Source organism: Zeimonas sediminis, assembly GCF_023721795.1.
Taxonomy (GTDB): domain Bacteria; phylum Pseudomonadota; class Gammaproteobacteria; order Burkholderiales; family Burkholderiaceae_E; genus Zeimonas; species Zeimonas sediminis.
Map to the genome: position 1 here is coordinate 2936921 of NZ_JAMQYE010000001.1, position 19523 is coordinate 2956443.

Sequence of the window (19523 nt, forward strand, 5' to 3'; positions counted from 1 at the left end):
GTAGCTCCGGCCGACGCTTCGCGCCTTAACCTGCGCCTGCGGCGCAGGTTAGCCTCCGCTGTAAACCTCGCGCAAAGAGCGCGCCGGTCATTCGACCGTCAAACCAAGTCCGTGGCGTGCGCGGTTTGTGGCTCCGGCCGGGCCTTCGGCCCTTAACTTGCCTTCGGCAAGTTAGCCTGCGCCGCAAGCCAAGAAACCTGGCGCCACCTTGGTCACTCTACGGTGACGGATTTCGCCAGGTTTCTTGGCTTGTCCACATCCGTCCCCCGCGCCAGCGCGGCGTGATACGCAAGCAACTGCAGCGGCACCACGTGCAGGATCGGCGACAGCGGCCCGGCGTGGTCGATCAGGTTGATCACGTTAAGCCCGTCCGCCGGCTCGATGTGCGTGTCGCGGTCGGCGAACACGAAGAGTTCGCCCCCGCGGGCGCGCACTTCCTGCAGGTTGGACTTCAGCTTTTCGATCAGCGCGTCGTTCGGGGCCACCACGACCACCGGCATCTCGCGGTCGACCAGGGCCAGGGGGCCGTGCTTGAGCTCGCCGGCGGCGTAGGCCTCGGCGTGGATGTAGGTGATCTCCTTGAGCTTCAGCGCGCCTTCCTGGGCGATCGGGAAGTGCACGCCGCGGCCCAGGAACAGCGCGTGCTGCTTGACCGCGAAGCGGTTGGCCCAGTGGCGCACCGCGGGCTCGCACTCGAGCACCCGGTTCATCGCAGCGGGCAGGTGGCGCAGTTGTTCGATCAGTTCCTTCTCGCGCTCGGGCAGCAGGCGCTTGCGCTGCTTGGCCAGCACCAGCGTGAGCACGAACAGCGAGGCCAGCTGCGTCGTGAAGGCCTTGGTCGAGGCCACGCCGATCTCGGGGCCGGCGCGGGTCAGGAAGCGCAGCTTCGACTGCCGGATCAGCGCGCTCTCGGGCACGTTGCAGATGGTCAGCGTGTCGCGCAGGCCCAGGCCTTGCGCGTGCTGCAGGGCTGCGATCGTGTCGGCGGTCTCGCCGGACTGCGAGATCGTCAGCACCAGGGTGCCGGGCAGGGCCACCGACTCGCGGTAGCGGTACTCGCTGGCGATCTCGACGCTGGTCGGGATGCCGGCGATCGCCTCGAGCCAGTACTTGGCCACCGAGCCTGCGTGCCAGCTGGTGCCGCAGGCGAGGATCAGGATCTGTTTGGTGCGGGCGAAGATCGCCTCGGCGTCGGCGCCGAACAGGCCGGCCGACAAGGACGACGCGTTGGCCACCATCTCGAGCGTGTTGGCGATCGCGCCCGGCTGCTCGAAGATCTCCTTCTGCATGTAGTGGTCGTAGTTGCCCAGCTCGATCGCGTCGGCCGACAGCTGGCTCTCCACGATCGGGCGCTCGGCGGGCTTGCCGTCGGCGTCGACGATCGAATAGCCGTCGAGCCGGATCTCGACCACGTCGCCTTCTTCCAGGTAGGCCACGTACTTGGTGACCTGCAGCAGCGCCGAGGTGTCCGAGGCCAGGAAGTTCTCGCCCCGGCCCGAGCCGGAGTTGCCCACGCCCAGCAGCAGCGGCGAGCCGCGCCGCGAGCCGACCACGGTGTTCGGCTCGGCCTTGCTGATCGCGGCGATCGCGTAGGCGCCTTGCAGCTCGCGCACCGCCTGCTGCACGGCCTGGAACAGCGCGAGGCCCGAAGCGACCAGGCTGTGCACCAGGTGCGCGATCACCTCGGTGTCGGTGTCGCTGTGGAATTCGTAGCCCTGCGCCTTCAGCCGCGCGCGCAGCGCCTCGTGGTTCTCGATGATGCCGTTGTGGACCACCGACACCTCGATGCCGTCGCGGTTCGAGATGTGCGGATGCGCGTTGTTCTCGGTGACGCCGCCGTGCGTGGCCCAGCGGGTGTGGGCGATGCCGGTGGGCGCGTCGGCGTGGGCTTCCTTCGCGCGGTGCTCGAGCTCGGCCACCCGGCCCACCGCGCGCACGCGAGACATCTGGCCGTTCATGATCGCGATGCCGGCCGAGTCGTAGCCGCGGTACTCGAGCTTGCGCAACCCTTCGATCAGGATCGGTACGACGTTGCGCTGGGCCACTGCCCCGACGATTCCACACATGTTGCCGATTCCTCGTTGGCCAGTGCCTGGCCGGTATTGGTCGCTCCGGGCCGGCACGCCGGCCCGGAACCAGTCACTTCGTCGCCTTGGCGGCCTTCTGCGGTCGCTTCCAGCTCTCCACGGTGAGCTGCCTCGCGCGCGACACGGTGAGCCGCTCGGGCGGCGCGTCGCGGGTCAGCGTAGTGCCGGCGCCCAGCGTGGCGCCGCGGCCCACGGTCACCGGCGCGACCAGCTGGCTGTCGCTGCCGATGAAGGCGTCGTCCTCGATGACGGTGCGGTGCTTGTTCACGCCGTCGTAGTTGCAGGTGATGGTGCCCGCGCCGATGTTGACCCGCCGGCCCACGGTGGCGTCGCCCAGGTAGGCCAGGTGGTTGGCCTTGGAGCCGGCGTCCATTTGCACGTTCTTCATCTCCACGAAGTTGCCCACGTGGGTGCCGTCTCCGAGCCGATTGCCCGGCCGCAGCCGCGAGTAGGGGCCGATTCGCGCGCCGGCGCCTACCGTGGAGTCCTCGATGTGGGTGAACGGGAGGATCTGGGTCCCGGCGCCGATGCTCGCGTTGCGGATCACGCAGTTGGCTCCGATCGACGCACCGTCGCCGAGCGAGACCTCGCCCTCGAACACGCAGTTCACGTCGATGCTGACGTCGCGGCCGCAGGCGAGCGTGCCGCGTACGTCGATCCGCGCCGGGTCGGCCAGCGTGACGCCGTCGTCGAGCAGGCGCTCGGCCACGTTGCGCTGGTGGATGCGCTCGAGCTCCGCCAATTGTGTCTTGCTGTTCACGCCCAGGGTTTCCCACACCGCGCCCGGCTGTACCGAGTCGACAGGAATGCCATCATGCACCGCCATCCCGACGATGTCGGTGAGGTAGTACTCCTTCTGCGCGTTGTCGTCGGACAGTCCGGCCAGCCAGCGCTTGAGCGCCGGCGTGGGCGCGACCAGGATGCCGGTGTTGACCTCGCGGATGCCGCGGGTGGGCTCGTCGGCGTCCTTGTGCTCGACGACGCCCACGATCCGGCCTTCGTGGCGCACGATCCGGCCGTAGCCGGTCGGGTCGTCCAGCACGACGGTGAGCAGCGCAAGCCTGTCAGGACCGGCGGCGTCGATCAGACGCAGGAGCGTGTCGCGAGTGGTCAGCGGCACGTCGCCGTACAGCACCAGCGTGGGCGCCGCGTCGTCGAGCTGGTCGACCGCCTGCATCACCGCATGGCCGGTGCCGAGCTGCGGCGACTGCAGCGCCCAGCCCAGGTCGTTGCCGGGCAGCGCCGCGTCGATCGCGTTGCGAACCGCATCGCCGCCGTGGCCGTGCACCACGACCAGCCGCTGCGGGGCAAGGCTGCTCGCGCAGTCGATCACGTGGCGCAGCAGCGGCTTGCCGGCCAGCGGATGCAATACTTTCGGAAGGTCCGAACGCATCCGCTTGCCTTGTCCGGCGGCAAGGATGACGATGTTCATGTTTTCTTTATGAATCAGGAGCTTGGCTGCTCCTGCGAAGAAGAGTTGTCGGAAATCCTAACATGCGCTCCTGGCTTTCGCGGGTGACGATCGTCACGCTGGTCCTGCTGCTCGTCGGCTGCTCGTCGGCGCAGTTCGGCTATTCCACGCTGCCCTGGTTGCTGACCTGGCGGTTCGAGCGCGACCTGGGGCTGGACGAGGACCAGCGCTGGCTGGTCAAGGAGCGCATCGACGCGCTGCAGCGCTGGCACCGGGCCAGCGAGCTGCCGCGCTATGCGGAGTTCCTGCGCCGGGTGGCAGCCGAGCCGGCGCCGGTGTCGGAGACGACCGTGGCGGGCTGGCGGGCCGAACTGGCCCGCGCCTGGGAGCCGATCGCCCGGCGCGCCGCGCCGGACCTCGCCGCGCTCGCGCTGACCCTTCGCCCCGAGCAGATCGACCGTCTCGCGCGGCGCTTCGCCGAGCGCAACGACGAGCTCAGGCGCGAGTGGGGGCTGCCGGCGAACGGGCTGTCGCCAGTGGCCGCGAGCAGGGTGGCCAAGGGTGTCGACCCGCTGGTCGAGGCGCGGATCGAGCGCTTCCGCGAGCGGGCCGAGTTCTTCATGGGCAGCCTGGACGAGAAGCAGCGCGCCGCGCTCGCCCGGCTGGCCGCCGCACACCCGGCCAGCGAGGCCGACTGGATGGCCGAGCGCGAGGCGCGTCAGCGGAAGGTGCTGGCGCTTTTGCGGGGCATTGCCCGCGACCGGCCTGCGCCGGAGGTCGCCGAGGCGCGGGTGCGCGAAGCACTGCTCGCGGCGTGGGAGGGCGGCGATCCGGCGACGGCGGACCGGCTGGCCGAGGCCGCGTCGGCCACGGACCGGATCGCGGCCACCTTGCTGAACGGCGCGAGCCCCGGGCAGCGGGCCCGCGTGGCGGACCGGCTGCTCGGCTGGGCTCAGGACTTCGCGGTGATCGCGGGCCGCTGATCGGCCGGTGCGGTCAGGCTGCCGATGACCATGCCGATCGCGCTGGCGACCAGGCCGATCAGTTGCGGCTCGACCGGGTCGTCGATCCCCAGCACCTCCAGCATGATCCAGGTGCCCAGGCCCAGGATCACGGCCAGCAGGGCGCCGAAGCTGTTGGCGCGCTTCCAGAACAGGCCGGCGGCCAGCGGCACGAAGGCGCCCGCGAGCGTGATCCGGTAGGCGTTCTCGACCATGGTGTGGATCGTCGCGTCGGTGGCCACGGCATACGTGGTGACCAGCAGCGTGAAACCGGCCACCGTGTAGCGGGTCGTCCACAGGAACTGCTTGTCGGTCATCCGCGGGAAGTAGGGCTTGATCACGTTTTCGGCGAAGGTGACCGACGGGGCCAGCAGCGTGCCCGAGGCGGTGCTCATGATCACCGACAGCAGCGCGCCGAAGAACACCACCTGCAGCCAGAACGGCATGTGGTTCAGGATCATCGTGGGCAGGATCAGCTGCGTGTCGACCTCGCTCAGCTTCGTGACCATGTCCGGGTCGATAAGCTTGGCCGAGTAGGCGAGGAACAGCGGCACCGCCGCGAAGAAGAAGTAGGAGATGCCGCCCAGCGTGGTGCCCCAGACCGCCACCGTCTCGTTCTTCGACGAGTTGACCCGCTGGAAGACGTCCTGCTGCGGAATCGAGCCGAGCGCCATCGTGAGCAGCGCGGCGATCCAGCCGAGCATGTCGACCGCGTCGAGCGTGGGCAGGAAGGAGAACTTGCCCTCGGCGTGCGCCTTGGCGATCACCGTGGCCACGCCGCCCGCCTGCTCGGCGGCGTTGCCCGAGACCAGCAGCAGGCCGATCACGATCACGATCATCTGCACGAAGGTGGTCATCGCGACCGACCACATGCCGCCGAACAGCGTGTAGATCAGCACCACGCCGGCGCCGATCATCATGCCCTGGCTCATCGAGATGCTGTCTTCCGACAGCACGTTGAAGACCAGCCCCAGCGCGGTGACCTGGGCGGCCACCCAGCCCAGGTAGGAGATCACGATGCACAGCGACAGCACCAGCTCGATCGGCCGGGTGTAGCGGATCCGGAAGAAGTCGCCCAGCGTGAGCAGGTTCATCCGGTACAGGGGCCGGGCGAACACCAGACCGAACAGGATCAGGCACAGCGAGGCCCCGAGCGGGTCGGAGATCAGGCCGCGGAAGCCCTCGTCGAGGAAGGTGGCCGAGATGCCGAGCACGGTCTCGGCGCCGAACCAGGTGGCGAAGACCATGGCCAGGACGACCGGCATCGGCAGGTTCCGGCCGGCGGTGATGTAGTCGCGGGCGTTGTGGACGCGGGTGGCGGCGAAGAGGCCGATCGCGATCGACAGCACCAGGTAGGCGATGACCAGCTGCAGCAGCATGAACGTGCTCTCCCGGGGGCGGGCAGGTGGACGGAAGACAGCGTTGGAAACCGCCGGAGCCGGAACCGGCGCCGGATCGGCGCGCGATTATAGAACCGCCAGCCAGGCCAGCGCGCAGAACCCCGCGATCGTCGTGGCCATGACGGCGGCGAGCCAGCGGCGGGTGCGCCGCTGCTCGGCCACCAGCCGGCGCAGCAGCTCCTGGACCGCCGGGTCGGGCTGCGGGCGGGCCTGGCGGGCCAGCGCATCGTGGGCCAGGCGGGGCAGCTCGGGCAGCAGCCGGGCCCACTGCCGGGATTCGAGCTTCATTCGCTCGACGAGGCCCTCGAACCCGATCTGCTCGCGCATCCACTTCTCGAGGATCGGCTTGGCGGTGACCCACAGGTCCAGGTCGGGGTCGAGCTGGCGGCCCAGCCCTTCGATGTTCAGCAGCGTCTTCTGCAGCAGAACCAGCTGCGGCTGGATCTCGACGTTGAAGCGGCGCGAGGCCTGGAACAGCCGCATCAGCACCAGGCCGAGCGAGATCTCGCGCAGCGGCCGGTCGAACACCGGCTCGCAGCAGGCGCGCACCGCGCCCTCCAGCTCCTCGACCCGGGTGCTGGCCGGCACCCAGCCCGACTCCACGTGCAGCTCGGCCACCCGGCGGTAGTCGCGCCGGAAGAAGGCCAGGAAGTTCTGCGCCAGGTAGTTCTTGTCGAAGTCGGACAGCGTGCCGACGATGCCGAAGTCCAGCGCGATGTAGCGGTTGAAGTCCGGCCCGGCGTCGCCGACCAGGATGTTGCCCGGGTGCATGTCGGCGTGGAAGAAGCCGTGCCGGAACACCTGCGTGAAGAAGATCTCGACGCCGTCGCGCGACAGCTTCTTCAGGTCGATGCCGGCCGCTCGCATCCGCTCGATCTGTCCGATCGGGATGCCGCGCATCCGCTCCATCGTCAGCACGCCGGTCGAGCACCAGTCCCAGAACATCTCGGGCACCCGCAGCAGCGGCGAGTTCTCGAAGTTGCGGCGCAGCTGGGTGGCGTTGGAGGCCTCACGGATCAGGTCGAGCTCGTCGTGCAGGTACTTGTCGAACTCGTCGATCACGTCGAGCGGGCGCAGCCGGCGGGCGTCGGCCGACACCTTGACCAGCAGGCTGCCGGCGGTGCGCAGCAGTTCCAGGTCGCGCTCGATCACCGGCGCCATGTTCGGGCGCAGCACCTTGACCGCCACTTCGCGGCCGTCCTTGAGCCGGGCGAAGTGCACCTGCGCGATCGAGGCCGACGCGACCGGCTTGCGGTCGAACGCGTCGAACAGCTCGTCGATCGGCTTGCCCAGGCCCTTCTCGATCGCGCGCACCGCCAGCTCGCCGGGGAAGGGCGGCACCCGGTCCTGCAGCATCGCCAGCTCGTCGGCGATGTCGGGCGGCAGCAGGTCGCGGCGGGTGGACAGCACCTGCCCGAACTTCACGAAGATCGGGCCCAGGCCTTCCAGCGCCTCGCGCAGCCGCTGGCCGCGCGGCGCCTCGAGCTTGCGGCCGAGGTGAAGCAGCCGCACCATCCGCAACAGCCACGGCGAGCGCAGCGTGGCCGCCGCCCCGGAAGCGGCGATTTCGTCGAGGCCGTAGCGCCAGGCGACGAAGAGGATCTTGACGAGTCGAACGATGCGCACCGGCGGATTGTAGCGACCGGCCGGCCGCGTGCTAGATTGGCCTTCGACGGGCGCGGCGCTTCCGGACGACGCGACGCCAGGCCCGGCCCCGGACAGCGAGGAGACGACGATGGACGCGACCGCGCCGCGCGCGAGCTTCACCGACATGGCCGACAGCACGGCCGATGACTGGAAGGTCATCGCCGGCCAGTTCATGCCCTACGCCGCGCAGCTGGCCGACCGGGTGCTCGATCACCTGAGGCTGCTCGACGGCGACTTCGGCGGCTTTCCGGTCGACCGGCTGACCCACAGCCTGCAGACCGCCACCCGTGCCGAGCGGGACGGCCGCGACGAGGAATACGTGGTCTGCGCGCTGCTGCACGACATCGGCGACACGCTCGGCTCCTGGAACCATCCGGACATCGCGGCGGCGATCCTGAAGCCCTTCGTTCGCCCCGAGTACCACTTCATGGTGGAAAAGCACGGGATCTTCCAGGGCTATTATTTCTTCCACCACCTGGGCATGGACCGCAACGCGCGCGACGCTTTCCGCGACGATCCGCGCTACGGCCTGGTCGAGGAGTTCTGCGCGAAGTACGACGCGCCGGCCTTCGACCCCGGCTACGACACGCTTCCGCTGTCGCACTTCGAGCCGATGGTGCGGCGCCTGTTCGCGGCGCCGCGCCAGTCGGTCTACAAGGACGCGGCGCCGGAGTGAGCGCGGCGGCCCGGGAGCGCGCCGGGCTGGGCCGGCGCGGGCCCCGGATCCCGAGTCAGAACTTCCAGGCCACCTCGGCGAAGACCGTGCGGCCCGGCTGCTTCGCGAACACGAAGTAGTCCCGGTCGAACAGGTTGTCGATCGACAGGCTCGCGCTGAACTGCGGGCTGAAGCGGTAGCCGATCTTCGCGCTGGCCACGCCGTGCCGGTCGTAGGCGCCGTACACGCCCTCGACCGTGTCCTCGTTCAGGTCGTCGCCCGAGCCGAACACGTGGCCCACGTGCCGGTAGACCAGCAGGCCGGTCCACGGGCCGCCCGCGTACTCGGCGCCCAGCGACCACATCGTGCGCGGCACGTCCGTCAGGTTCTTGCCGACCATGTCGGGCTCGGCGTCGTTGCGGGTGACCTCGTAGCGGAAGTTGTGGGTCCACGAACCGATCAGCCGCAGCCCGCGCAGGCCGGTGGGCGCCCGGAAGCTCGCCTCGATGCCGTCCACGCGCGCCTCACCGGTGTTGTCGGCCTGCACGGTGAACGGGTCGACCGAGCGCCGGTAGATCAGGTCGCGCAGCTGCTGGGCGAACACGGTGAACGAGCCCCGGAAGCCGCCGGGCAGCGCCAGGTCGGCGCCGGCGTCCAGCGACACCACCCGCTCGGGCTTCAGAAAGGGCGAAGCGTCGTAGGTGATGAACTGGCCGGCGATCGGGCTCGGCACCTGGAAGCGCGAATACAGGTCGAGCAGCGCCGGCGGCCGGAATCCGGCGCCCAGCGAGGTGCGCAGCGTGAGCTGATCGGAGGCCTGCCAGGCGAAGGCGGCCTTCGGGCTGAGCCGGCTGAAGGTATTGGTCGGGTAGGTCTCGCTGCCGGACGCGTCGACGATCGAACCGGAGGTCCGGAAGCGATCGTAGCGGGCGCCCAGCATCAGCCGGCCCTTCTCGCCGACGAAGGTCTCGGTCTGGGCGAACAGCGCGGCGCTGTCCGACTCGCCGGTGCTGCGGCCGGTCTCGGCGACGGCCGAGTCCTCGTCGCGCCAGTAGGCCAGCGACTGCGTGCTCCGATCGAGCGTGGAGTGGTTCAGCGAGAAGCCGGCGGTGAGGATCGTGGACGCGCCGAGGCGGTCGCGCCAGGAGACGTCCAGGTCGGTCCGGTCGTTGGGCTGGTCGGTGAAGGTGCCGGGGCCGGACTCGTAGCCGGCGCCGCGGCTCGCCTGCGAGAAGCCGAAACGGTGCTCGAGCCGGCCCAGGTTCACCTTCAGGATCGAGCCGCCCTCGAAGCGGTGCTCGATGCCGGCGAACACGCGCAGGTCGCGCTCGCCCGACGGGGTCGGGGTCAGGAAGTCGGTTTCGGCCAGCGTCATCCGCAAGGGCGTGGCCGCGTCGGCGAGCCCGACGCTGCCGGAGAACACCGGCGCGCCGCTCGGGTCGAGCAGGAAGCTCGACGGCCGGCTGTAGCCGACCCGGTACTCGCCCCATGACACGCCAGCGTTCATCCTGGTGGCGGCGCCGAGCTTCCAGTCGAAGCGGGTCGACACGTTGCTCTGCGTCCACGGGCGCGCGCCTTTCAGGCCGACCCACCAGCCCGGCTGGCCGTCGACCGTGCTGGTGGGGATCGCGCCGGTGACCGGGATCGCGCCGGTGCCGGGCAGCGCGCGCTTGACCACGTAGTCGCTGTCGTCGTAGCCGTCGGTTTCGCGGTAGGCGAAGGACAGCGACACCCCGAGCCCGCCCTCGAATCGCTTGCGGAAGACGCCGCTGCCGGCCCGCAGGCCGTTGCTGCCCAGCCCGGCCTTGACCTCGGCGAGCGGCTGGTCGGGCGAGGCCGAGATGAAGTTGATGACGCCGCCCATCGCGTTGCCGCCCCAGAGGGCGGAATGCGGACCGCGCAGGATCTCGACCCGCTCGAGGTTCTCCAGCGCGATGCCCGAGACGTTCACGCCGCCGGACAGCGCGTTGTTGATCGGCAGGCCGTCGATCATCACCAGCGTGCGCGGCGTGCGCGGAATGCCGCGCAGCGACAGCACCGCCTGGCCCGACCCGGGGAATGCCTGGCCGAGGGCTGCGCCGCGAACGTACAGGCCGGGAACCTCGACGACCGCGTCGCCGAAGCGGGCGACGTTGCGCTGCTGCAGGTCGGCCTGCTCGACGACGCTGGCGCTGGCGGGCACCTCGAGCAGCGGGGTCTCGCTGCGGGTCGCGGTGACGACGACGGTGCCGAGCGCTGGCTCGGCGGCGGGCTGCTCGGCGGTCTGGGCCTGGGCCATCGATGCGGCGAGCAGCGAGCAGGATGCCGCCAGCAGGCGTGGCCAGTCGGTGCGATCTTCCTTTCTTTTCACGGCTTCACCGTCTTCGTTCTTGCGGGGGACGGCCTCACTGTAAGTGCCGCGAAGCAAAGCGGTACTTGCGCTGAATCAATGTCCCGAAGTCACGCCGGATTAACAATTGCCACATTGATGCAGCGCAAAAGCATATTTAAGGACCCACGTGTGCAAGGGCCAACAAGGAGAAGCCAAATGAAGGCAGGGATCAAGTGGTTGCCGGTGGCGGCCGTCGTCGCCGGCGTGTTCGCCGCGGCGCCGTCGATCGGCTCGGCGCAGGACAAGAAGGGCGTGACCGAGCCCGAGATCCGCTACCAGGCGGGCAGCTCGCCGCTGGCCGGCGAGGAGATGCACCAGAACATCAATCCGAAGGCTCCGCCGATGACCAAGGCGGAATTCGACAAGGCGCGCCAGATCTACTTCGAGCGCTGCGCCGGCTGTCACGGCGTGCTGCGCAAGGGCGCGACCGGCAAGCCGCTCACGCCCGACATCACGCTCGAGCGCGGCACCGAGATCCTGAAGACCTTCATCAAGTACGGCTCGCCGGCCGGCATGCCCAACTGGGGCACCTCGGGCGACCTGACCGATGCCGAGGTCGACCTGATGGCGCGCTACATCCAGCAGGAGCCGCCGACGCCGCCCGAGTTCGGCATGGCCGACATGAAGAAGACCTGGAAGGTCATCGTGCCTCCGGACAAGCGTCCGAAGAAGAAGATGAACGACTGGGACATCAGCAACCTGTTCTCGGTCACGCTGCGCGACACCGGCGAGGTGGCGCTGATCGACGGCGCGTCGAAGAAGATCATCAACATCGTCAAGACCGGCTACGCGGTGCACATCTCGCGCACCTCGGCATCGGGCCGCTACCTGTACGTGATCGGCCGCGACGCGAAGATCAACCTGATCGACCTGTGGATGGAGACGCCCGACAACGTCGCGGAGATCCGCATCGGCCTCGAGGCGCGCTCGGTCGAGACGTCGAAGAACAAGAAGTTCTCCGACGTCTACGCGGTCGCGGGGTCCTACTGGCCGCCGCAGTACGTGATCATGAAGGGCGAGACCCTCGAGCCGCTGAAGATCCAGAGCACCCGCGGCACTACGGTCGACGCGCAGGAGTATCACCCCGAGCCGCGCGTAGCGTCGATCGTGGCCACGCACGACAAGCCCGAGTTCATCATCAACGTGAAGGAGACCGGCAAGATCCTGGTCGTCGACTACAGCGACATCGACAACCTGAAGACGACCGAGATCGGCGCCGCGCGCTTCCTGCACGACGGCGGATGGGACGCCAGCAAGCGCTACTTCCTGGTGGCGGCCAACCAGTCGAACAAGATCGCGGTGGTCGACAGCAAGAAGAACAAGCTCGCTGCCCTGGTCGACGTAGGCAAGATCCCGCACCCCGGGCGCGGCGCGAACTTCGTGCATCCGAAGTTCGGTCCGGTCTGGGCCACCGGCCACCTGGGCGACGAGACGATCGCGCTGATCGGCACCGACCCCGAGAAGCACAAGGGCAACGCGTGGAAGGTGGTCCAGTCGCTGAAGGCGCAGGGCGGCGGCAACCTGTTCATCAAGACCCATCCGAAGTCGAGCAACCTGTGGGTCGACACGCCGCTGAACCCCGATCCGAAGATCTCGCAGTCGGTCGCGGTGTTCGACCTGAAGAACCTCGACAAGCCCTTCCAAGTGCTCCCGATCGGCGACTGGGCCGGAATCGGCGAGGGCGCGAAGCGGATCACCCAGCCCGAGTACAACAAGGCGGGCGACGAGGTCTGGTTCTCGGTGTGGAGCGCGAAGAACCAGGAGTCCGCGATCGTGGTGGTCGACGACAAGACCCGCAAGCTGAAGGCGGTGATCAAGGATCCGAAACTGATCACGCCCACCGGCAAGTTCAACGTGTACAACACGCAGAACGACGTGTACTGATGCGCGCTGCGTGACACAGTCTCCTCGTGAGCTTCGGGCGGCCTGCTGTGGTCGCCCTTTTTTCTTTCGGCGCGTCCGCCGCGGGGCGGTCGCGCTTTTCTCGCTCGGCGCTGCCGCGCTCTGCTCGATCGGGCCCGCCGCGGCTGCGGGAGCCGCGGCCGTGGAAGCCGCGGGTGCCGGCGCCGACTGGATCCTGGCGGCCGGCGACGATGGACGCCGGCTCGCGCTGCTCGAGTGCTCGAGCGGCCGCAGCCTGGGCAGCCTGGAGCTTCCCGACGCACTGGCGGGCGCGCCGGCGATGGCCCGGCTGGGCGGCGAGGGCCCGTCCGGATGGCGCGCGTTCGCGATCGTCGGCGGGCGGCTGGCGGCCTTCGACTTGCCGTCGTTCCGGCACGCGGGCTCGGCGGCGACGGTTCCTGGGGCAAGCAGGCTGGCGGCTTCCGGGCCGGGTGCGGACCTCGTCGCGGTCGGCGGTGCCGGCGCCGAGCCGCTGCGGATCCACGACGCTCGCACGCTGGCCACCGTGCACCGCTATCTGCCAGATTCGCCGGCGCGCGTCGGCGCCCTGGCGAGCGTGCCGGGCCGCGCGAGCTTCCTGGCCGGCTTCGCCGAGCAGGCCGCGGCGCCCGAGACCTGGGAGCTCGCCTTGGCGAGCGACGCGCCGCCGGTGCTGAAAGGGCTGGTGCACGACTACCGGATGGGCGAGGCGGTGGCCCTGCCCGGTCGCTTCACGCCGCGCGTGGCCCCGGTGGCCTCGCACACGGCAGGGCTGCTCGCCGGGCCGGCTCCCTACGAGTGGCTGCGGATCGACACGGCCGGCAGGGTGTCGGTGCTGCACCTCGAGGTCCGCCGGGAGATCGCCCGCCTGCCCGAGCCACGGGAGCCCTGGCTGGCAGCGGCCTGGCGCGGCGAGACCGCTCGCGGCTGGCTGGTCGGCGTGCGGGACGACGCGCAGCTGATGCGCTTCGAGTCCGGCAGCTGGCGGCTCACGCCGCCCGCGCAGCTGCCGGGCAGTTTGCTCGCGCTGCTGCCGCTGGGCGCGGGCGTGGTGTCGACCGCGGGGTCGAGCGCGGGGTCGAGCGCGGGGTCGAGCGCGCGGGCGGCCGCGGCGCTGAGGGTCGACGGCGGCGTGGCGCTGGCGGTGGTGGACGGCGCCAGCCTCGCGGCGAAAGCGCGGCCGCGGGTCGAGGCAGCGCCCGAGGGCGTGGCGCTGCGCGCGTCGGCCGACGGGCGTTGCGTGGCGATGATCGACGGTTCGGGACGCTGGCTCGACGCGGTGCGCGCCGCCGAGTGAGCCGACGCGGGCGCGGCCCCGGACCTGGGGCCACGGGACGTGGAGCCCCGCCGAGGCGCGGCGCGCCGGCTCAGAGCGGGCCGATCAGCGGCAGCGACTTGTAGCGGGCCGCCCAGACGATCGCCGCGAACACCGCGATCGCGGCCGCGCCGGCGCCGATCCGCACACCGCGGGTGCGGCCGCGCTTGAGCGCCACGGTGCCGAGCACGATGTAGGCGAGCAGCGCGACGACCTTGAACCCGAGCCAGCCGGCCGACCACGGCGCGACACCGGCCTGCACCGCCAGCAGGATCGCACTGGCCAGCAGCACCGTATCGACGATGTGAGGAAGCACTTTCGCGGCACGCGCCTGCAGCAGCGGCGAGCCGCGGATCATCCACGCGTAACGCAGCACGAAGCCGGCGATGCTGAGCGTGGCCGCGGTGGCGTGGATGTGCTTGAGGATCAGGTAGTCGGGCATCAGTGGCGATGGGGCGTGTCGGCGATGCTTCGCGTGATCACCGGCGGCTGCTCGCCGATGTGGAAGGAGTGCCTGAGGTCGCGCAGCGCCTCGTCGGCCGCGGTGAGCCGGTCGAAGTGCCGCAGGTGCTCGAGCCAGGACTCGTCGACCATGTACTCGACGAAGCGACCCGGGTCGGACACGTCGCGGAACAGTTCCCAGGACAGCGCGCCGCGGCTGAGCCGGCGCCGGCCGGTCTCCTGCATCAGCTCGCGGAACTCGGCGGCGCGGGCCGGGTCGATCCGGTACTCGATCGTGACCAGCACCGGGCCGTCGCGCGGATCGAACTGCCAGGCCGGCACCGGCGCCTTGATCCGGTGCGTGGGGGTCAGGTCCTCGACCGCGGTGCCTTCCAGCGTGCGGCCCCGGGTCAGCCACAGCGCGGCCACGCCGGCGGCAGCCGCCGCCACGATGCTGGTGCGCAGGTCGGTCAGCGTGGCCACTTGCCCCCAGAGCGCCGCGCCGATCGCGCTGCCGCCCATGATCGCCATCTGGTAGGTGGCCATGCCGCGCGCCCGCACCCAGTCGGGCAGCGACAGCTGGGCGGCCACCGACAGCGTGTTGGCCACGGTCAGCCAGGCGATGCCGCCCACGACCATGCCCGGCAGCGCGATCCAGACGTTCGGCGCGAACACGACGACGACCATCGAGCCGGCCTGGATCCAGCTGCCGTAACGGACGATGTCGTCGGGCCCGTAACGCCTGCGAAAGCGCGGGATCAGCATGGCCGAGACGATCGCTCCGGCGCCCATCGAGGCGAGCAGCAGCGTGTAGGTGCCCGCCGAGCCGCCGGGCATCTGCTTCGCGACCAGCGGCAGCAGCGCGAGGATCGCGGTCGACTGCGCGAAGAAGGTGAAGATGCGCAGCAGCGCGGTGCGCATCCGCGGCGACTGGCGCACGAACTGCAGGCCGACCCGCATCGCGCCGAGGAAGCGCTCCCCGGGCAGCGAGCTCGGCTTGCTCTCGCTGCGCCAGCTCAGGATCAGCAGCCCGGCGAGCACCGACAGCACCGCGTTCAGCACGAAGACCCAGGCCGTGCCCGCGCCGGCGATCAGCATGCCGGCGACGATCGGGCCGACGATCCGCGACGCGTTCATCCCCACGCCGTTCAGCGCCAGCGCCGACGGCAGCTGCGACCTGGGCACCAGGCCCGGCACGATCGCCGAGTAGACCGGCCAGCGCAGCGCCAGGCCGATGCCGTTGGCGAAGACGAGCAGCAGCAGCAGCACCGGGTTGATGATGTCCGAGACGATCGCCAGGCACAGCAGGGTGGCCGAGATCGCGACCCAGAACTGGGTGATCATGAAATAGCGGCGCCGGTCGACGATGTCGGCCAGGGCCCCGCTGGGCAGGCCGAGCAGGAAGACCGGCAGCGTGGACGCGGTCTGCACCAGCGCGACCATCACCGGCGAGGTGGTCAGCGACGTCATCAGCCAGGCGGCGGCGACATCGTTCATCCACATGCAGACGTTGGCGATCAGCCAGACGCCCCACAGCTTGCGGAAGACCGGCTCGAACAGCGGCGCCCACGGCGACGAGGAGGACGTCGCCGATTCCGGGGGCATGGCGGGGGCGGGCACTTGGGCTGGAGGCGAAGGGCGGTCGCCTCAGGATACGACGAAACCGCCGCCGCCGGGCCGCGCCCGGTGCCGATCCCGGATCGCCGGGGCGCCTTCGGCGCCGGCCGTCGCCCGCGGCGGCGGAGAACTCAGCGGCCGACCATCGCCTGAGGCAGCGCCAGCACGATCTCGGGGAAGACGCTGATCAGCACGACAGCGATCACCATCAGCATGAAGAAGGGCAGGCTGTGGCGGGCCACCGTGAAGATGTCCTTGCCGGTCAGGTTCTGCACGACGAACAGGTTGAACCCGACCGGCGGCGTGATCTGGGCCATCTCGATGACCAGGATCGCGTAGATCCCGAACCAGAGCAGGTCGATGCCGGCGGCCTGCACCGCCGGCAGGATCACCGAGGTGGTCAGCAGCACGATCGAGATGCCGTCGAGGAAGCAGCCGAGGATCACGAAGAACAGCGTGAGCGCCACCAGCAGCATCCAGGGCTCGAGCTTCATGGCCACGATCCAGTCGGCCAGCGCGGCCGGCAGGCCGGTGAAGCTCATCGCGGACGTGAGGTAGGCGGCGCCCAGCAGGATGAAGAAGATCATGCACGAGGTGCGCACCGCGCCGAGCAGGCTGTCCATCAGCGTGGCGCGGGTCAGGGCCCCGGAGAACAGCGCGATCAGCAGCGCGCCGACCACGCCGACGGCGGCGGCCTCGGTGGCGGTGGCGAAGCCCGCGTAGATCGAGCCGATCACGCCGGCGATCAGCAGGATCACCGGGATCAGCCGCGCCGACGCCCGCAGCTTCTGGGTGAAACTGGTGGGCGGGTCGGCGGGCGGGATCTGGCCGCGGTTCAGCGCCGACCACAGCATGATGTAGCCGGAGAACAGCGCGAGCAGCAGCAGGCCGGGCAGCACGCCGGCGATGAACAGGCGCGCGACCGAAACCTGCGCCGCCACGCCGTAGACGATCATGATGATCGACGGCGGGATCAGCAGGCCCAGCGTGCCGGAGCCGGCCAGCGAGCCGAGCGACACCGACTCGGGGTAGCCGCGCGACTTCAGCTCGGGCAGCGAGATGCGCCCGATCGTGGCGGCGGTGGCCGCCGACGATCCGCTGACCGCCGCGAAGATGCCGCAGCCGAGCACGTTCACGTGCATCAGGCGGCCGGGAAGCTTGCCGACCCAGGGCGACAGGCCGGCGAACATGTCGTCGGACAGCCGGGTGCGGTAGAGGATCTCGCCCATCCAGATGAACAGCGGCAGCGCGGTCATCGTCCAGCTGGCCCCGGAGGTCCAGCTGTTGGTGGCGAGGATCGAGCCGGCGGGCGCCCCGGCGAAGAATTCCATCGCGAGGATGCCGACCCCGATCAGCGCGGGGGCGACCCAGACGCCCAGCCCCAGGAACAGGAACAGCGCCGCGAGCAGGACCAGGCCGACCCAGAGAAGGTCCATCATTCCCCCGTGCTGCCTTCGCCGGTCTCGAAGCCCCGGCCGCGCAGCACGCACAGCAGGCGCTCGGCGAAGGCCAGCGCGAGCAGCACCGTGCCGACGACCATCGAGACCTGGGGGATCCACATGGGCAGCGCGAGCAGCCCCGGCGAGACTTCCTTGAAGGTGTAGCTCTCGATGACGAAGAAGGTGCAGTACCAGGCCAGGTAGGCGGCCACCGCCAGGCCCAGGGCGGTGGCGATGACCTCGGCGAAGTGGCGAAGACGCTCCGGCAGGAAGCGCACGGCCGACGTGATCCGGATGTGCGCGCCGGCGTGCAGCGCGTACGGCAGGCCGAAGAAGCCGGAGGCCGCCATGGCCCAGGCAGCGAACTCGTCGGCGTCCGGGACCATGTGGCCGAGGCTGCGCGCCACGATCTGCGCCAGGATCAGCGCGCAGATCGCGACCAGGCTCGCGGCCGACAGGTAGCCGGAGAGCCTGTAGAGCCGGTGCAGCAGCGTCATCGCGGGCGCGGCGTGCGGATCAGCGCTTGGCCGCGTCGAGCACCGCCTTGCCGTCGGCGCCGGCCTTCTTCAGCCACTCGTCGGCCATGATGCCGCCGATCTTGCCCAGCTCGGCCTCGATCGCGGCCGGGGCCGGGCCGACCTCCATGCCGTTCTTCTTCAGCGTGGCGACCAGGTCGTCGGTCTTGGTGCGGGCCAGCTCCCAGCCGCGCTTCTCGGCGCGCTCGGCGGCGGCCATCACCGCCTTCTGCGCGTCGGGCGACAGCTTGGCGAAGGCGCGCGCGTTGACCATGGCGACGTTCTTCGGGATGAAGGCCTTCACGTCGTAGTAGTACTTGGAGAAGTCCCAGGCCTGGGTGTCGACGCCGGTGGCCGGCGAGGTGATCATCGCCTCGATCAGGCCGGTGCCGAAGGCCTGCGGGACGTCGCCCGAGTTCACGGTGGCGGGCACCGCGCCCATCAGTTCGGCCAGGCGCGCGGTGGCGGCGTTGTAGGCGCGGAACTTCATGCCCTTGAAGTCGGCGATCGTGCTGACCGGCTTCTTGGTGTAGATGCTCTGCGGCGGCCAGGGCACGCTGTACAGCAGCTTGATGCCCTGCTTCTCGAGGCGGGCGGCGAGCTTCTCGCGGCTGGCCTGCCAGAGTTTCCAGGCGGCGTCGAAGTCGCGGGCCAGCAGCGGCACCGCGTCGACCTCGAAGATCGGGTCCTCGTTGCCCAGGAAGGAGATCAGCATGTCGCCGACCTGCACCTGGCCGGTCTGGACCGCGCGCTTGACCTCCTGCCGCTTGAACAGCACCGAGTTCGAGTGGACCTTGATCTCGACCTCGCCCTTGGTCGCCTTGTTCACGTCTTCGGCGAACTCGCGCGCGGTCACGGTGATGTAGTTGCCGTCGGGCTGTTCGGCCGACATGTTCCAGCGCTCGGCAGCCTGGGCGGTGGTGGCGCCCAGCGCCAGGGCGGCCACTGCGGGCAGCGTGTAACGGCGGATCGGATTCATCTGCGAAGCTCCTTCGGTTCTCGGTTCAACGGACGGGGCGAATCAGGCGCCGAGGCGCCAGAGCAGCCGGAAAGCATAGACGCCTCCGGGCGCGAGTTCGAGCGATTTTGCCAGCGCGCTCGCCTGGTCGAACGCGACTTCGGACTGGGTGGCCTCGATCGTGACCATCCAGTCGGCCGGCACCGGCGGGGTGTTCGGCGTGACCGGCGCCGACAGCGCCGGGTCGGTGCGCAGCATCGAGGCCCGGATCACGTGGTCCGCGCCGGCCACCTTCGCCAGTGCCTCGCGAAGGCGCTCTAAGGCCACGCGGCCCTCGGGCACCACGAAGGCGGCCAGCGAGCCGCCTTCGCCGCCGGCCTGGCCGAGCTCGAGCGCCAGCTCGCCGACCCGTCGCTGCGTGCCGCGCATCCGCTCGAAATTGCGCAGCGACCACTGCGTCTGGTTCGCGAACGCGTTGCGGTAGGCGTCGCTGCGGAACACGGCGATGTCGTCGGTGTAGTAGAGCGCGAGATACGGGCGCGGGCAGCTGCCGATCGCCTGGAAGCGGCGGGCCGACTGGAAGCCGGGGATCGCCACGCGCTCCTGCATGTGCTCGCGGTCGTACCAGCGATTGAAGTCGAGCTCGTGGGCCGGGTCGACGTCGGTCCAGATGCAGAGCTGTCCGCGCGGTGGGCGGTGGGTGTTCATGACGGGTGTCGCTGCATGCGTTTGCCAGGTCGGAGAGTCTCCGAGCGGCGCGGGTTCATGTCCAACAATAAAAACTG

15 protein-coding genes are annotated in these 19523 nt (G+C 69.9%); 4 read left to right on the forward strand and 11 right to left on the reverse strand.

The window, feature by feature from the left end:
- Window positions 1–212 precede the first annotated feature (212 nt).
- On the reverse strand, window positions 213–2066 hold the full coding sequence (gene glmS, locus M6I34_RS13885; RefSeq protein ID WP_272486274.1) for a glutamine--fructose-6-phosphate transaminase (isomerizing): 1854 nt from the start codon (window positions 2064–2066) through the stop codon (window positions 213–215).
- Window positions 2067–2139: 73 nt separating this feature from the next.
- Window positions 2140–3519: a bifunctional UDP-N-acetylglucosamine diphosphorylase/glucosamine-1-phosphate N-acetyltransferase GlmU gene (glmU, locus tag M6I34_RS13890; protein ID WP_272486275.1), complete on the reverse strand. Its 1380-nt coding sequence runs from the start codon at window positions 3517–3519 to the stop codon at window positions 2140–2142.
- A 62-nt stretch (window positions 3520–3581) separates the two neighbouring features.
- Here glmU and M6I34_RS13895 point away from each other — a divergent pair, with 62 nt between their 5' ends.
- The gene (locus tag M6I34_RS13895) at window positions 3582–4481 is read left to right on the forward strand and encodes a DUF6279 family lipoprotein (protein WP_272486276.1); all 900 of its coding nucleotides are present in this window, start codon (window positions 3582–3584) and stop codon (window positions 4479–4481) included.
- On the opposite strand, the gene M6I34_RS13900 is transcribed toward M6I34_RS13895, so the two are convergent.
- On the reverse strand, window positions 4451–5878 hold the full coding sequence (locus M6I34_RS13900; RefSeq protein WP_272486277.1) for a high affinity choline transporter 1: 1428 nt from the start codon (window positions 5876–5878) through the stop codon (window positions 4451–4453). The two genes, M6I34_RS13895 and M6I34_RS13900, sit on opposite strands and share 31 nt — an antisense overlap.
- Window positions 5879–5965: 87 nt before the next feature.
- The gene (gene ubiB, locus M6I34_RS13905; protein ID WP_272486278.1) at window positions 5966–7525 is read right to left on the reverse strand and encodes a ubiquinone biosynthesis regulatory protein kinase UbiB; all 1560 of its coding nucleotides are present in this window, start codon (window positions 7523–7525) and stop codon (window positions 5966–5968) included.
- A gap of 109 nt (window positions 7526–7634) precedes the next feature.
- On the opposite strand from ubiB, the gene M6I34_RS13910 reads away from it, so the two are divergent.
- A complete protein-coding gene (locus M6I34_RS13910; protein WP_272486279.1) occupies window positions 7635–8222 on the forward strand; it encodes an HD domain-containing protein in 588 nt (195 codons plus the stop codon).
- A gap of 55 nt (window positions 8223–8277) precedes the next feature.
- Here the strand turns inward: M6I34_RS13910 and M6I34_RS13915 are convergent, their stop codons facing one another.
- Window positions 8278–10551, reverse strand: a complete 2274-nt coding sequence (locus M6I34_RS13915; protein WP_272486280.1) for a TonB-dependent receptor — start codon at window positions 10549–10551, stop codon at window positions 8278–8280.
- A gap of 177 nt (window positions 10552–10728) precedes the next feature.
- Here M6I34_RS13915 and M6I34_RS13920 point away from each other — a divergent pair, with 177 nt between their 5' ends.
- Both M6I34_RS13920 and M6I34_RS13925 read left to right on the forward strand, forming a co-directional pair.
- Window positions 10729–12456 carry a nitrite reductase gene (locus tag M6I34_RS13920; RefSeq protein WP_272486281.1) on the forward strand — a complete coding sequence of 576 codons (1728 nt, stop codon included), beginning with the start codon at window positions 10729–10731 and terminating at the stop codon, window positions 12454–12456.
- A gap of 160 nt (window positions 12457–12616) precedes the next feature.
- Window positions 12617–13750, forward strand: coding sequence for a hypothetical protein (locus M6I34_RS13925; RefSeq protein WP_272486282.1), 1134 nt, complete (start codon window positions 12617–12619; stop codon window positions 13748–13750).
- Window positions 13751–13820: 70 nt separating this feature from the next.
- Here M6I34_RS13925 and M6I34_RS13930 read toward each other — a convergent pair whose 3' ends face one another.
- From M6I34_RS13930 to M6I34_RS13955, 6 genes are all read right to left on the reverse strand, one after another.
- Window positions 13821–14210 carry a SirB2 family protein gene (locus M6I34_RS13930; RefSeq protein ID WP_272486283.1) on the reverse strand — a complete coding sequence of 130 codons (390 nt, stop codon included), beginning with the start codon at window positions 14208–14210 and terminating at the stop codon, window positions 13821–13823.
- A complete protein-coding gene (locus M6I34_RS13935) occupies window positions 14210–15814 on the reverse strand; it encodes an MFS transporter (RefSeq protein WP_272486284.1) in 1605 nt (534 codons plus the stop codon). Before M6I34_RS13935 ends, M6I34_RS13930 begins: the two co-directional genes overlap by 1 nt.
- Before the next feature lie 143 nt (window positions 15815–15957).
- A complete protein-coding gene (locus M6I34_RS13940) occupies window positions 15958–17265 on the reverse strand; it encodes a TRAP transporter large permease (RefSeq protein ID WP_418953518.1) in 1308 nt (435 codons plus the stop codon).
- The gene (locus M6I34_RS13945) at window positions 17262–17762 is read right to left on the reverse strand and encodes a TRAP transporter small permease (protein WP_272486285.1); all 501 of its coding nucleotides are present in this window, start codon (window positions 17760–17762) and stop codon (window positions 17262–17264) included. Before M6I34_RS13945 ends, M6I34_RS13940 begins: the two co-directional genes overlap by 4 nt.
- A gap of 19 nt (window positions 17763–17781) precedes the next feature.
- Complete coding sequence (locus tag M6I34_RS13950) at window positions 17782–18759, reverse strand: TRAP transporter substrate-binding protein (RefSeq protein WP_272486286.1); 978 nt, start codon at window positions 18757–18759, stop codon at window positions 17782–17784.
- A 42-nt stretch (window positions 18760–18801) separates the two neighbouring features.
- Window positions 18802–19446: a DUF4286 family protein gene (locus M6I34_RS13955; protein WP_272486287.1), complete on the reverse strand. Its 645-nt coding sequence runs from the start codon at window positions 19444–19446 to the stop codon at window positions 18802–18804.
- Window positions 19447–19523: the final 77 nt, after the last annotated feature.

Bases quoted from the DNA above. Each gene is read 5' to 3' on its own strand.
- M6I34_RS13930 (WP_272486283.1), bottom strand. From the start codon at position 14,210: ATGCCCGACTACCTGATCCTCAAGCACATCCACGCCACCGCGGCCACG.
- glmU (WP_272486275.1), bottom strand. From the start codon at position 3,519: ATGAACATCGTCATCCTTGCCGCCGGACAAGGCAAGCGGATGCGTTCG.
- M6I34_RS13920 (WP_272486281.1), top strand. From the start codon at position 10,729: ATGAAGGCAGGGATCAAGTGGTTGCCGGTGGCGGCCGTCGTCGCCGGC.
- M6I34_RS13900 (WP_272486277.1), bottom strand. From the start codon at position 5,878: ATGCTGCTGCAGCTGGTCATCGCCTACCTGGTGCTGTCGATCGCGATC.
- M6I34_RS13945 (WP_272486285.1), bottom strand. From the start codon at position 17,762: ATGACGCTGCTGCACCGGCTCTACAGGCTCTCCGGCTACCTGTCGGCC.
- M6I34_RS13950 (WP_272486286.1), bottom strand. From the start codon at position 18,759: ATGAATCCGATCCGCCGTTACACGCTGCCCGCAGTGGCCGCCCTGGCG.
- M6I34_RS13895 (WP_272486276.1), top strand. From the start codon at position 3,582: ATGCGCTCCTGGCTTTCGCGGGTGACGATCGTCACGCTGGTCCTGCTG.
- M6I34_RS13910 (WP_272486279.1), top strand. From the start codon at position 7,635: ATGGACGCGACCGCGCCGCGCGCGAGCTTCACCGACATGGCCGACAGC.
- glmS (WP_272486274.1), bottom strand. From the start codon at position 2,066: ATGTGTGGAATCGTCGGGGCAGTGGCCCAGCGCAACGTCGTACCGATC.
- M6I34_RS13955 (WP_272486287.1), bottom strand. From the start codon at position 19,446: ATGAACACCCACCGCCCACCGCGCGGACAGCTCTGCATCTGGACCGAC.
- M6I34_RS13940 (WP_418953518.1), bottom strand. From the start codon at position 17,265: ATGATGGACCTTCTCTGGGTCGGCCTGGTCCTGCTCGCGGCGCTGTTC.
- M6I34_RS13935 (WP_272486284.1), bottom strand. From the start codon at position 15,814: ATGCCCCCGGAATCGGCGACGTCCTCCTCGTCGCCGTGGGCGCCGCTG.